This is a genomic window from Serratia sp. CY27727 (assembly GCF_052169275.1).
Taxonomy (GTDB): Bacteria; Pseudomonadota; Gammaproteobacteria; order Enterobacterales; family Enterobacteriaceae; genus Serratia; species Serratia sarumanii.
Genome location: NZ_JBJNLB010000001.1, coordinates 39,827 through 53,031, shown reverse-complemented (window position 1 = coordinate 53,031; position 13,205 = coordinate 39,827). Strand labels below are relative to the sequence as shown.

11 protein-coding genes and 1 other RNA gene are annotated in these 13,205 nt (G+C 60.4%); 9 read left to right on the top strand and 3 right to left on the bottom strand.

What is annotated here, in order from left to right; genetic code table 11:
* Positions 1–34: 34 nt before the first annotated feature.
* Together rprA and ydiK are read right to left on the bottom strand one after the other, a co-directional pair.
* Positions 35–144: antisense sRNA RprA (gene rprA, locus ACJ8HB_RS00290), an RNA gene on the bottom strand.
* A gap of 258 nt (positions 145–402) precedes the next feature.
* Positions 403–1,503, bottom strand: a complete 1,101-nt coding sequence (gene ydiK / locus ACJ8HB_RS00285; RefSeq protein WP_047567779.1) for an AI-2E family transporter YdiK — start codon at positions 1,501–1,503, stop codon at positions 403–405.
* A gap of 244 nt (positions 1,504–1,747) precedes the next feature.
* Between ydiK and ydiJ the strand changes: the two genes are divergently transcribed.
* Together ydiJ and menI are read left to right on the top strand one after the other, a co-directional pair.
* Positions 1,748–4,804: a D-2-hydroxyglutarate dehydrogenase YdiJ gene (gene ydiJ, locus ACJ8HB_RS00280; RefSeq protein ID WP_047567777.1), complete on the top strand. Its 3,057-nt coding sequence runs from the start codon at positions 1,748–1,750 to the stop codon at positions 4,802–4,804.
* Positions 4,801–5,217 (top strand): 1,4-dihydroxy-2-naphthoyl-CoA hydrolase, encoded by a 417-nt coding sequence (gene menI, locus ACJ8HB_RS00275; protein WP_016927938.1) that lies wholly within the window; start codon positions 4,801–4,803, stop codon positions 5,215–5,217. The genes ydiJ and menI overlap by 4 nt, the downstream gene beginning before the upstream one ends.
* Positions 5,218–5,262: 45 nt before the next feature.
* On the opposite strand, the gene ACJ8HB_RS00270 is transcribed toward menI, so the two are convergent.
* The gene (locus ACJ8HB_RS00270; protein ID WP_004931369.1) at positions 5,263–5,667 is read right to left on the bottom strand and encodes a hypothetical protein; all 405 of its coding nucleotides are present in this window, start codon (positions 5,665–5,667) and stop codon (positions 5,263–5,265) included.
* 527 nt (positions 5,668–6,194) lie between these two features.
* Between ACJ8HB_RS00270 and sufA the strand changes: the two genes are divergently transcribed.
* From sufA to ACJ8HB_RS00235, 7 genes are all read left to right on the top strand, one after another.
* Positions 6,195–6,566 carry a Fe-S cluster assembly scaffold SufA gene (sufA, locus tag ACJ8HB_RS00265; protein ID WP_004931368.1) on the top strand — a complete coding sequence of 124 codons (372 nt, stop codon included), beginning with the start codon at positions 6,195–6,197 and terminating at the stop codon, positions 6,564–6,566.
* Positions 6,567–6,580: 14 nt separating this feature from the next.
* Positions 6,581–8,077 carry a Fe-S cluster assembly protein SufB gene (gene sufB, locus ACJ8HB_RS00260; RefSeq protein WP_047567773.1) on the top strand — a complete coding sequence of 499 codons (1,497 nt, stop codon included), beginning with the start codon at positions 6,581–6,583 and terminating at the stop codon, positions 8,075–8,077.
* A gap of 43 nt (positions 8,078–8,120) precedes the next feature.
* Positions 8,121–8,867 (top strand): Fe-S cluster assembly ATPase SufC, encoded by a 747-nt coding sequence (gene sufC / locus ACJ8HB_RS00255; protein ID WP_016927936.1) that lies wholly within the window; start codon positions 8,121–8,123, stop codon positions 8,865–8,867.
* Entirely contained in the window at positions 8,842–10,128 is a 1,287-nt protein-coding gene (gene sufD / locus ACJ8HB_RS00250) for a Fe-S cluster assembly protein SufD (RefSeq protein ID WP_047567771.1), read from the top strand. The genes sufC and sufD overlap by 26 nt, the downstream gene beginning before the upstream one ends.
* Positions 10,125–11,351 (top strand): cysteine desulfurase SufS, encoded by a 1,227-nt coding sequence (gene sufS, locus ACJ8HB_RS00245; protein WP_047567769.1) that lies wholly within the window; start codon positions 10,125–10,127, stop codon positions 11,349–11,351. The genes sufD and sufS overlap by 4 nt, the downstream gene beginning before the upstream one ends.
* Positions 11,352–11,387: 36 nt before the next feature.
* Entirely contained in the window at positions 11,388–11,804 is a 417-nt protein-coding gene (sufE, locus tag ACJ8HB_RS00240; protein WP_033638363.1) for a cysteine desulfuration protein SufE, read from the top strand.
* A 297-nt stretch (positions 11,805–12,101) separates the two neighbouring features.
* Positions 12,102–13,115 (top strand): L,D-transpeptidase family protein, encoded by a 1,014-nt coding sequence (locus ACJ8HB_RS00235; RefSeq protein ID WP_047567766.1) that lies wholly within the window; start codon positions 12,102–12,104, stop codon positions 13,113–13,115.
* Positions 13,116–13,205 lie beyond the last annotated feature (90 nt).

Sequence of the window (13,205 nt, the reverse complement as noted above, 5' to 3'; positions counted from 1 at the left end):
GGCGCGTAAAATAATCAATTCGACGAAAAAAGAATAAAAAAAAAGCCCACCGTAGGAGATGGGCAAAGACTACACACAGCAATTCACATGTATGGCATTACATTGTTCAGAAAGGTTGCTTTAAAATCAGTGATTTGAAGCAATAGATGGCCATAATACTAGATTTTTGAACGCGACTAGTCATTAAGAATCATCCTAATCGATAGCGGCATCACATTTTATTTGCGGGAGTTATCTCTTTTTGCCGTTTGCAACAAACAGGGATTTACATTGCACCTTTCATTCGCGGTACCGTAATCAATATATGGCGGCATTATATTGGGTGGAGATATTACTCGAATGGGGTAGGAATAACGGCAGGAATGAAAAGTTCCGCCCGACGATGCGGGCGGAAGAGGGGAATCAGCGTTTTTCCAAATCTTCGATGACTTGCTCCGGCGCGGTGGTCGGCTCCGGCGCTTCATCCATCCAGGCGGTCAGCAGGCGATAAGATACCGCCAACACCACCGGGCCGATGAACAGGCCAATCATGCCGAAGGCCAGCAAGCCGCCGATAACGCCGGACAGGATCAGCAGCAGCGGCAGATCGGCGCCCATGCGGATCAGCACCGGGCGCAGCACGTTATCCAGCGTAGCCACCACGCAGCTCCAGACCAGCAGCACGGTGCCCCAGGTGGTATCGCCGTGCCAGTACAGCCAGATGATGGCCGGCACCAGCACCAGCAGCGGCCCCAATTGCGCCACGCAGCAGATGAAGATCAGCATCGTCAGCAGAGTGGCGGCCGGAATGCCGCTCACCGCCAGACCGATGCCGCCCAGCACCGACTGCACCAGCGCCGTCACCACCACACCCAGCGCGACGGCGCGGATCGCCTGGCCGCCCAGCAGCACCGCCGCATCGCCGCGCGCAGAGCCGAGGCGCACCGCAAAGTGGCGGATGCCCAACGCCACCTGCTCGCCGCGCGCATACAACAGGGCGCTGAACAGCAGCATCAGCGCGCAGTGCAGCAGCAGACGGCCGATATGCGCCGCCTGCGCCACGAACCAGGTAGCGGTCTGGCCGAAGTACGGCTGCACCTTCGCCAGCAGCGCGGCGCCGCCGGCGTTAACCAGCGTATGGTAGCTGGAATAGAGCCTGTCGCCGATCATCGGCACGGACTGCAGCCAGGCGAGATCGGGAATATGCAGTTTGCCCGGCGAGCTGGCCCAGGCGATCAGCGGCGCGCTGTTATCCACCACACTGCTGATCAGCAGAGAGATAGGCAAAATGAACAGCAGGATCAGCAGCAGGGTCATCACCAGCACCGCCAGCGAGCGGCGGCCCCACAGCAGCTTTTGCAGTTTGAGCAGCAGCGGCCAGGTGGCGATCACCACCATTCCCGCCCAAGCGAAGCCGAGAATGAACGGTTGGATCACCCAAAAACAGGCGACGATCATGATGGCGATAAACAGCACGCCGAAAATAATTCGCGGTAAGTCGTAACGCGATTGCGGGAGTGGCATCAGTGGCTTCTCATCCTGGTCAATTAAATCCCTGGCACCGGCGAATCGGGTGCCTGTCGGTCGGTTTATTACCGCCGGACGGCCGCCTGTGGCGGCGTTCGCAGGGCGGTAATAATGTGAATGCCTTCACTAAACGAGTATGTTAGTTTTTAGTGTCACTAAAAAATAGGGTGGGTCTGAATTAAAGGCCCGATTCAGCGTACATCAGCGCATAAAAAATAGACGGACAGGGTCAAAAAAGCGAATGATCCCACAGATTTCTCAGGCGCCCGGCCTCGTTCAACGGGTGCTCGACTTTTTGGAAGCACTGAAGCAAAACGGATTCAACGGCGATACCGCCACCAGCTATGCCGACCGGCTGACGATGGCCACCGACAACAGCATCTATCAGCTGTTGCCCGATGCGGTGGTGTTTCCCCGTTCCACCGCCGACGTGGCGCTGATCGCCCGCCTGGCCGGGGAAGAGCGATTCAATGCGCTGACCTTCAGCCCGCGCGGCGGCGGCACCGGCACCAACGGCCAGTCGCTCAATACCGGCATCGTGGTCGATATGTCGCGCCATATGAACCGCATTCTGGAGATCAACGTTGAACAAGGCTGGGTAAAAGTCGAAGCCGGGGTGATCAAGGATCAGCTGAATCAATATCTGCGGCCGTTCGGCTACTTCTTCTCGCCGGAACTGTCCACCAGCAACCGCGCCACCCTGGGCGGCATGATCAATACCGACGCCTCCGGTCAAGGCTCGCTGGTGTACGGCAAAACCTCCGATCACGTGTTGGGCCTGCGGGCGGTACTGCTGGGCGGCGAGATGATCGATACCCGCGCCATGCCGACGGCGCTGGCGGAAACGATTGCTCTGGACGAGACCGCCGAAGGGCGTATCTACCGCACGGTGCTGAACCGCTGCCGCGAGCAGCGCTCGCTGATCCTGGAGAAATTCCCCAAGCTCAATCGCTTCCTCACCGGTTACGATCTGCGCCACGTGCTGAGCGACGATCTGCAAACCTTCGATCTGACGCGCATCCTGACCGGCGCCGAAGGCACGCTGGCGTTTATCACCGAGGCGCGGCTGGACATCACGCCGCTGCCGAAAGTGCGTCGCCTGGTCAACGTGAAGTACGACTCCTTCGACTCGGCGCTGCGCAATGCGCCCTTTATGGTCGAAGCCAAGGCGCTGTCGGTGGAAACCATTGATTCCAAGGTGCTGAACCTGGCGCGTGAAGACATCGTTTGGCACTCGGTGAACGAACTGATCGCCGACGTGCCGGATAAAGAGATGCTCGGGCTGAACATCGTCGAGTTCGCCGGTGACGATCGCGCGCTGATCGACGGCCAGATGGAAACCCTGTGTCAACGGCTGGACGAATTGATCGCGCAGCGGCAGGGCGGCGTGATCGGTTACCAGATCTGTGGCGATCTGGCGGGCATCGAGCGCATTTACAACATGCGCAAGAAGGCGGTCGGGCTGCTGGGCAACGCCAAAGGGCGCGCCAAGCCGATTCCGTTCGCCGAGGACACCTGCGTGCCGCCGCAACACCTGGCGGACTATATCGTCGAATTTCGCCAACTGCTCGACGACCATAACCTGAGCTATGGCATGTTCGGCCACGTCGACGCCGGGGTGCTGCACGTGCGCCCGGCGCTTGATATGTGCGACCCGCAGCAGGAAGTGCTGATGAAGCAGATCTCCGATCGGGTGGTGGCGCTGACCGCCAAATACGGCGGCCTGCTGTGGGGTGAGCACGGCAAGGGTTTCCGCGCGGAATACAGCCCTGAATTCTTCGGGGAAAAGCTGTATGAGGAGCTGCGCCGCATCAAAGCGGCGTTCGATCCGGATAACCGCCTGAACCCGGGCAAGATCTGTGCGCCGCTGGCGGTGGATGCGCCAATGATGCAGGTGGACGCGGTCAAACGCGGCACCTTCGATCGCCAGATCCCGGTCGAGGTGCGTACCTCGTTCCGCGGCGCGCTGGAGTGTAACGGCAACGGCCTGTGCTTCAACTTCGACGTGCGCAGCCCGATGTGCCCGTCGATGAAGATCAGCGGCAACCGCATTCATTCACCGAAAGGGCGGGCGACGCTGGTGCGCGAGTGGCTGCGTCTGTTGGCCGAGCAGGGCGTCGATCCTTTGGCGCTGGAGAAACAGCTGCCGCAGCAGCGAGTCAGCCTGCGCGGTTTGATCGAGAAGACCCGCAACAGCTGGCACGCCGGCAAGGGCGAGTACGACTTTTCGCACGAAGTGAAAGAGGCGATGTCAGGTTGCCTGGCCTGCAAGGCCTGCTCCACGCAGTGCCCAATCAAGATTGACGTGCCGGGATTCCGTTCGCGCTTCCTGCAGCTCTACCACACCCGCTATCTGCGCCCGGTAAGCGACTACATGGTCGCCGGCGTGGAGAGCTATACCCCATTGATGGCCCGCGCGCCGAAGGTGTTCAACTTCTTCTTCCGCCAGCCGTGGCTGCGGGAGATGAGCCGCAACGCCATCGGCATGGTCGATCTGCCGCTGCTGTCCAGCCCGACGCTGCGTCAGCAGCTGTCCGGCCACCGCGCGACCACGCTGACGCTGGAGCAGCTGGAAGGGCTGAGCGCCGAGCAGCGCGCAGATCACGTGCTGATCGTCCAGGATCCGTTCACCAGCTATTACGACGCCAAAGTGGTGGCGGACTTTGTCCGGTTGGTGGAGAAGCTCGGCTATAAACCGGTGCTGCTGCCGTTCTCGCCGAACGGCAAGGCGCAGCATGTGAAGGGGTTCCTGACGCGGTTCGCCCGCACCGCGCGCAAAACCGCCGATTTCCTCAACCGCGTGGCGCAGCTCGGCATGCCGCTGGTGGGCGTCGATCCGGCGCTGGTGCTGTGCTACCGCGACGAATACCGCGAGATCCTCGGCGCCGAACGCGGCGATTTCCAGGTGCTGCTGGTGCACGAATGGCTGCAGCAGCGGATCGCGGATCGCGCCGAACAGCCGGCGACCGGCGAACCCTGGTATCTGTTCGGCCACTGTACCGAAACCACCGCGCTGCCGGCCAGTGGCCAACAGTGGGCGGCGATCTTCGCGCGCTTCGGCGCCAAACTGGAGAACGTCAGCGTCGGCTGCTGCGGCATGGCGGGCACTTACGGCCATGAAGCCAAGAACCTGCAAAACTCGCTCGGCATTTATGAGCTATCATGGCACCCGACGCTGCAGCGTTTGCCGCGGCAGCGCTGCCTGGCGACCGGCTATTCCTGCCGCAGCCAGGTGAAACGCATCGAGGGCAATGGCGTGCGCCACCCCTTACAGGCACTTCTGGAGATGATTGAGTGAAATTGTGGAAACGTGAAACATCGCTGGAGCAGTTGAACCGCGCCGGCGACGGCTGCATGGTCAGCCATGTGGGCATCGAGTTTACCCAGCTGGGCGAGGATTTCCTCGAGGCCACCATGCCGGTCGATGGCCGCACCCGGCAGCCGTTCGGGCTGTTGCACGGCGGGGCGTCGGTGGTGCTGGCGGAATCGATGGGATCGATGGCCGGTTACCTGTGCAGCGAGGGCGAGCAGAAAGTGGTGGGGCTGGAGATCAACGCCAACCACCTGCGCGCGGTGTTCGATGGCCAGGTGCGCGGGGTGTGCCGCGCACTGCACGTTGGCCGCCGTCATCAGGTGTGGCAAATCGAGATCTTCGACGCGCGCGATCGGCTGTGCTGCACCTCGCGTCTGACCACGGCGGTCATCGACTGATTCCCGCCGGTTTCCGCAGGCGAGCGGCCTGCGGAGCCTTGCGCCTTACAGCTGAAACGGCACGCGTTTGACGAAGTCCTTCTGAAACGCGTTTGCCTTCTCCCAGGTGCCTTCCATTGCATATTTTTGGCAGATCAGCGTCAGCGTGTGGCGAGCGAAGTGGTAGCTTTGCACCCGAAAAAGCTGGCAGCGCTGTGGGTTGTTGATCTCGACGATCAGCCGGTTGTGCAGCTTGCTGAGCGCATGCAGGTAGCTGTCGTCGTCGCCGTTCTCCAGACACAGATTGGCCATGGTGAGGCTGACGCTGTTGTACCGCTTCAGGTGGTCGATATTGCATTCCGGGCGCCGCAGCGCCGCTTCGGCCATGTAAAAGTCCACCGTGGCGTCGCGCACGCTGAATTTGTAGTCATCAATCTTGCCCAGCAACCATGCGTTGATCGAAAGAGTCATTGGCTTCGCGCTCAAATTACAATTGAATGATAATCATTATCATATAAACTGCCGCGTTGCCGATCAATCCCCGGCGCGGCGTTTTTTCATCGCGCGGGGGTGTAAAAGGCCGTCGACGACCCAATTTAATCCTGAGCGACTAAACTTTAACCTGAGGGTGCGCGCTTGCGCCGCGCCACGAAATGCCGATAAACGCACATTTACGACAGACAGAATGCAGAAATAGGTATTTTCTATGAATGTTTAGATCGGCAACACCCCGCGGCGCTGTAACGCTGACGGGCCACCGGGGAGTGCGGTACGGTGATGCAGGATAGAGAACAAATTCATAGGGATAGCATGCACGCCTTGCCGCCAGACGCCGCAAGCCGCCTCGGGTGTCCCGTTGGCTTGCCGCGCGCCGCAGCGAAAAACCGCGCTCGCGGCGGATACCCCCGCAAAACAAACGGTTGAAGTGATAATCGTTATCACTAACATATAAGCAACCCAGATTGGCTGTGGCCAAACACGAGTGTGAGGTAGACCCTATGCAAACGGAAAATGTCGGCACTTTTTCTCTGGATGAAAATGTCTGGCAAGGCATTTCGCTCAGCGACAGCGCCGTACGACAAATAACCAAACTGATGCAGCAGGATCCGCAGGTGAAAGGGCTGCAGCTAGGGGTGAAACAATCCGGCTGCGCCGGCTTTGCCTATGTGCTGGATCTGACCCGCGAACCCGCCGATGACGATCTGCTGTTTGAGCGCGACGGCGCCAAACTCTATGTGCCGCTGAAGGCCATGCCGTTCATCGATGGCACCACGGTAGATTACGTCCGCGAAGGGCTGAATCAGATATTCAAATTTAACAACCCTAAAGCTCAGCATGCCTGCGGGTGCGGCGAGAGCTTTGGCGTTTGAGCGATGCAATCAACATGACACGAAGCAATGTAGAAATGCCTAATGAAGTGCAGGCTTGGGTCAGCGAAGGTCGCTACAAAGAAGGTTTCTTCACCCAGCTGGCAACCGATGAGTTGGCCAAAGGCATCAACGAAGAGGTGGTGCGCGCCATCTCGGCCAAGCGTAACGAACCCGAGTGGATGCTGGAATTCCGCCTCGAGGCCTACCGCGCCTGGCTGCAGATGGAAGAGCCGCACTGGTTGAAGGCCAATTACGATCGTCTGAACTACCAGGACTACAGTTACTATTCGGCGCCGTCCTGCGGCAGCTGCGACGACGCCTGCGGTTCGCAACCCGGCGCCGAGCAGCAACCGGGCGCGGCGACGGAAAAAGATTACCTGACCAGCGAAGTGGAGCTGGCGTTCAATCAGCTCGGCGTGCCGGTGCGCGAGGGCAGCGAGGTGGCGGTGGACGCCATCTTCGACTCGGTCTCTGTCGCTACCACTTACCGTGAAAAACTGGCGGAGAGCGGGGTGATCTTCTGCTCGTTCGGCGAAGCGATCCAGGAATACCCGGATCTGGTGCGTCAGTACCTGGGGCGCGTGGTGTCGTCCAACGATAACTTCTTCGCCGCGCTGAACGCCGCGGTGGCTTCCGACGGCACCTTCGTTTATGTGCCGAAGGGCGTACGCTGCCCGATGGAACTGTCGACCTACTTCCGCATCAACGCCGCCAAAACCGGCCAGTTCGAGCGCACCATCCTGATCGCCGACGAAGGTAGCTACGTCAGCTATATCGAGGGCTGTTCCGCCCCGGTGCGCGACAGCTATCAGCTGCACGCGGCGGTGGTGGAAGTGATCCTGCATAAAGACGCCGAAGTGAAATACTCGACGGTGCAGAACTGGTTCTCCGGCGGCGAGAGCAAGGGCGGTATCCTCAACTTCGTCACCAAGCGCGCGCTGTGCGAAGGCGCCGGCTCGAAAATGTCCTGGACCCAGTCGGAAACCGGCTCGGCCATCACCTGGAAATACCCGAGCGTGATCCTGCAGGGCGACAATTCGATCGGCGAATTCTTCTCGGTGGCGCTGACCAGCGGCCATCAACAGGCCGATACCGGCACCAAGATGATCCACATCGGCAAAAACACCAAGTCGACCATCATCGCCAAAGGCATCTCCGCCGGCCACAGCGAGAACACCTATCGCGGCCTGGTGAAAATCCTGCCGGGGGCGGAAAACGCCCGTAACTTTACCCAGTGCGACTCGATGCTGATCGGGCCGGACAGCGGTGCCCACACGTTCCCTTACGTTGAAGCGCGCAACAACAGCGCTCAGCTGGAGCACGAAGCCACCACCTCGAAGATCGGCGACGACCAGCTGTTCTACTGTCTGCAGCGCGGCATCAGCGAGGATGACGCCATTTCGATGATCGTCAACGGTTTCTGCAAGGACGTTTTCTCCGAGCTGCCGCTGGAGTTCGCCGTCGAGGCGCAGAAACTTCTGGCCATCAGCCTGGAACACAGCGTGGGTTAATCGCCGCATTTTTAGCGCCGCCGGCGCTATCTGAGGACACAGCATGTTAAGCATCAAGAATTTGAAAGTCAGCGTGGAAGGCAACGAGATCCTCAAGGGATTGGATCTGGAGATCAAACCGGGCGAAGTGCACGCCATCATGGGGCCGAACGGCTCGGGCAAGAGCACGCTGTCCGCCACGCTGGCCGGGCGTGAAGAGTATGAAGTGACCGAAGGGGAAGTCACTTTCAAAGGCAAGGATCTGCTGGAGCTGGATCCGGAAGATCGCGCCGGCGAAGGCGTGTTCCTGGCCTTCCAGTACCCGGTGGAGATCCCCGGTGTCAGCAACCACTTCTTCCTGCAGACGTCGGTCAACGCGGTGCGCAAATACCGCGAGCAGGAGCCGCTGGATCGCTTTGACTTCGCCGATTTCATCGAAGAGAAAATCGCGCTGCTGGATATGCCGGCCGATCTGCTGACCCGTTCGGTCAACGTCGGCTTCTCCGGCGGCGAGAAAAAGCGCAACGACATTCTGCAGATGGCGGCGCTGGAGCCGGATCTGTGCATTCTCGATGAAACCGACTCCGGCCTGGACATCGACGCGCTCAAGATCGTCGCCAACGGCGTCAACTCGCTGCGGGACGGCAAGCGCGCGTTTATCATCGTCACCCACTATCAGCGCATTCTGGACTACATCCAGCCGGATTACGTACACGTGCTGTCCCAGGGGCGCATCGTCAAATCCGGCGATTTCTCGCTGGTGAAACAGTTGGAGGAGCAGGGCTATGGCTGGCTTACCGACCAACAGTAATTCAAACGCGCTGCAGCAACTGTATCGCCTGTTCGAAGGCCGCGGCGGCGAGCGTTCGCCGCATGCGCTGGCGCACTGGCAGCAGGCGCTGCGCCTCGGCTGGCCAACGCGCAAGCATGAAAACTGGAAATACACGCCACTGGAGAGCCTGCTGGAGCAGCAGTTCCTCGAACCGCAGCCCGCGCCGGTGAGCGCTGAGCAGCTTGAGGCGCTGACGCTTGGCATCGATGCCTGTCGGCTGGTGTTTATCGACGGCCGCTACAGCGCCGCGCTCAGCGATGGCGATTTGGGCGAATACCAGTTCGAATTGACTGCCTACGGCACGCCGCAGGCGCTGCCGGAGCCGATCCAGCCGGAAATTTTCCTGCACCTGACTGAAAGCCTGGCGCAGGAAACCAGCCTGATTCGCTTGCCGGCCGGCAAGGCCCCGGCCCGCCCGCTGTACCTGCTGCACATCAGCAGCGGACGCGGCGCCACCGGGGAAGTGAACACCGTGCATCATCGTCACCATCTGGAGATCGGGCGCGGGGCCGAGGCGGAAGTGATTGAACACTACGTCAGCCTGGGCGAAGCCGCGCACTTCACCGGCGCGCGCCTGACCGCCAACGTGGCGGACAACGCCGGGCTGTTGCACTGCAAGCTGGCGTTTGAGAGCCAGCCGAGTTACCACTTTGCCCACAACGATCTGGTTATCGGCCGCGACGCGCGGGTGAAAAGCGACAGTTTCCTGCTGGGCGCCGGCCTGACGCGCCACAACACCAGCGCGCAGCTGAGCGGCGAAGGCGCAAATCTGGTGATCAACAGCCTGGTGCTGCCGGTGGGCAAAGAGATCTGCGATACCCGCACCTATCTGGAGCACAACAAGGGCTATTGCGAAAGCCGCCAGCTGCATAAAACCGTGGTCAGCGATCGCGGCAAGGCGGTGTTCAACGGCATGATCAAAGTGGCCAAGCACGCGATCAAAACCGACGGCCAGATGACTAACCATAACCTGCTGTTGGGCAAGGTGGCGGAGGTGGATACCAAGCCGCAGCTGGAGATCTACGCCGACGACGTCAAATGCAGCCACGGTGCCACCGTGGGGCGCATCGATGAAGAGCAACTGTTCTATCTGCAGTCGCGCGGCATCGACAAACACGCGGCGCAGCAGATGATCATTTTCGCCTTCGCCGCCGAGCTCACCGAAGGCATCGCCAATGACACCATCCGGGAACGGGTGCTGGCGCGTATCGCCCAGCGCCTGCCGGGGGAGGCTGAATGAGTTATCCGATTGAACGCGTGCGCGGCGATTTCCCGCTGCTGGCGCGTGAGGTGAACGGCCAACCGTTGGCCTATCTCGACAGCGCCGCCAGCGCGCAGAAACCGCAGGCGGTGATCGACCGCGAGCTGGAGTTCTACCGCCACGGTTATGCGGCGGTGCATCGCGGCATTCACACCCTGAGCGCCGAGGCGACCCAGCAGATGGAAGCGGTGCGGGAACAGGCGGCACGCTTTATCAACGCCGCTTCAGCGGAAGAGATGGTGTTCGTCAAGGGCACCACCGAAGGCATCAATTTGGTGGCCAACAGCTTTGGCCGCCACCTGCTGCAGCCGGGCGATGCGATTCTCATCACCGAGATGGAGCACCACGCCAACATCGTGCCGTGGCAGATGCTGGCGCAGGAGCGCGGGCTGCAGCTGCGGGTGTGGCCGCTGCAGCCCGACGGTACGCTGGATCTGGCGTTGCTGCCGGAGCTGGTCGACTCGTCCTGCAAACTGCTGGCGCTGACCGAGGTCTCCAACGTGCTGGGCACCGTCAACCCGGTGCGCGACATCATCGCCCGCGCCAGAGCCCTGGCGCCGGAGCTGACGGTGCTGGTGGACGGCGCGCAGGCGGTGATGCACCAGCGCGTCGATGTTCAGGCGCTGGACTGCGATTTTTACGTATTTTCCGGCCATAAGCTGTACGGCCCTTCCGGTATCGGCATGCTGTACGGCCGCCAGGCGTTGTTGCAGCAGATGCCGCCGTGGGAAGGGGGCGGCTCGATGATCCGCCAGGTCAGCCTGACGGCGGGCACCACCTTCGCCGATCCGCCGTGGCGCTTCGAGGCCGGTTCGCCGAACACCGCCGGCATCATGGGGCTGGGGGCGGCGTTCGATTACGTTGAAGCCCTGGGCCTGAATGCGATCCACGATTATGAACAGTCGCTGATGCACTACGCGCTGGAGGCGCTCAGGCAGGTGCCGACGCTGAAAATCTATGGTCCGGCCCATCGCGCCGGGGTGATCGCCTTCAACCTGGGGGAGCACCATGCCTATGACGTCGGCAGCTTCCTCGACCAGTACGGCATCGCCATTCGCACCGGCCATCACTGCGCGATGCCGCTGATGGCGTTTTATCAGGTGCCGAGCATGTGCCGCGCTTCGCTGGCGTTATATAATACCCGCGAAGAGGTGGACCGGCTGGTGGCCGGGCTGCAACGCATTCATCAGCTATTAGGCTAGGCCGGGGCGCGTCCCCGGCGGTACGAAAGGATCCCCATGGCGAATTTGCCGGACAAAGATAAATTGGTGCGTAATTTCTCCCGCTGTTTGAACTGGGAGGAGAAATACCTGTACGTGATTGAACTCGGCGCCAAATTGCCGCCGCTGGACGAGGCCGAGCGGCAGGCCGGCAACCTGATTTCCGGCTGTCAGAGCCAGGTATGGATCGTGATGCGCCGTGATGAGCAGGGGCAGGTCGAGTTTCACGGCGACAGCGACGCGGCGATCGTCAAAGGGCTGCTGGCGGTGGTGTTTATTCTTTATCGTCAATTGACGCCACAGCAGATCGTCGATCTCGATGTGCGGCCGTTTTTCGGCGAGCTGGCGCTCAGCCAACATCTGACGCCTTCGCGTTCACAGGGGTTGGAGGCGATGATCCGCGCCATTCGCAGCAAAGCGGCGCAGCTGGCCTGACCCATAACGCCCGCATCCTCAAGGCTCATTGATACCTTCGCTTTGTCAATGAGTCTTTACAATCCGCAGTTTTCCTCCCGGCAATGCTCCCAATTCAGTGATATTTCAGCAGCTTACCTATTGACGTTTCGTTGACAATCAGCGGCGGCGATTACGTTATAACGTGTTGATTTTTAGAGGACTTATTGCCTTTGATACCAGCGTTGCTAGTATTAATCAGGTATTGTCTGATTTACCCACCGCCAGGCGCTCGTTAGCCTTGGGGGCGAACCGTCATAAAAAAATATAGGGATGATAATGAAACGTGCGTTGAGTTTAATGGGCATGGTCTTCGCCACCGTATTGGCCGGCACGCAGGCCGCCAGTGCGACCGAGTACCCGCTGCCGCCGCCGGACAGCCGTCTGATCGGTGAAAATACCACTTATACCGTGCCAAACGACGGCCGTCCGCTGGAGGCGATCGCCGCCGACTACAAGATCGGCCTGCTGGGCATGCTGGAAGCCAACCCCGGCACTGACCCGTTCCTGCCCAAGCCGGGTACGGTGCTGACCATTCCGACCCAAATGCTGCTGCCTGACACCAAGCGTGAAGGGATCATCGTCAACCTGGCCGAGCTGCGTCTTTACTACTACCCGAAAGGCGAGAACAAAGTGATCGTCTATCCGATCGGTATCGGCCAGACCGGGATGCACACGCCGCTGGAGGTGACCTCCGTCAGCCAGAAGATCCCTAACCCGACCTGGACGCCAACCGCCAATATCCGTAAACGCTATCAGTCCCAGGGCGTGACGCTGCCAGCGGTGGTGCCGGCCGGCCCTGAGAATCCGATGGGGTTGTTCGCCCTGCGTCTGGCGATGGGGCGCGGTGAATACCTGATCCACGGCACCAACGCCAACTTCGGTATCGGCATGCGCGTCAGCTCCGGCTGCATTCGTCTGCGTCCGACGGATATCGAAGCGCTGTTCAATCAGGTGCCGCGCGGTACGCGGGTGCAGGTGATCAACGATCCGGTGAAGATTTCGGTTGAGCCGGACGGCAAACGCTATGTGGAAGTGCATCAGCCGCTGTCGCGGGTAGAAAGCGACGATCCGCAGACCATGCCGATTGCGTTGTCTAAAGCGGAGAAAGCCTTCGCTGCGGATGCTCAGACCGATCGCGCCATGTTCGATAGCGCGGTTGTACGCCGTTCTGGCATGCCGGTGCTGGTCAACGTAGGGGAGAGCCCGTCGGCGGTGAGTTTGACGCCTGCAGCGACGCCTGAGGCGAATAAGAGCCCATTCAAGGCAGCGCCAATCAGTTCCGTGAACTAAGTTTGCAGGATTGTGTGGTCGAAGAGGGGTTCAGCGTGCTGAGCCTCTTTTTTTGCCTGCGGTGCAGGAAAAACCAGTCCAAGGGACAGG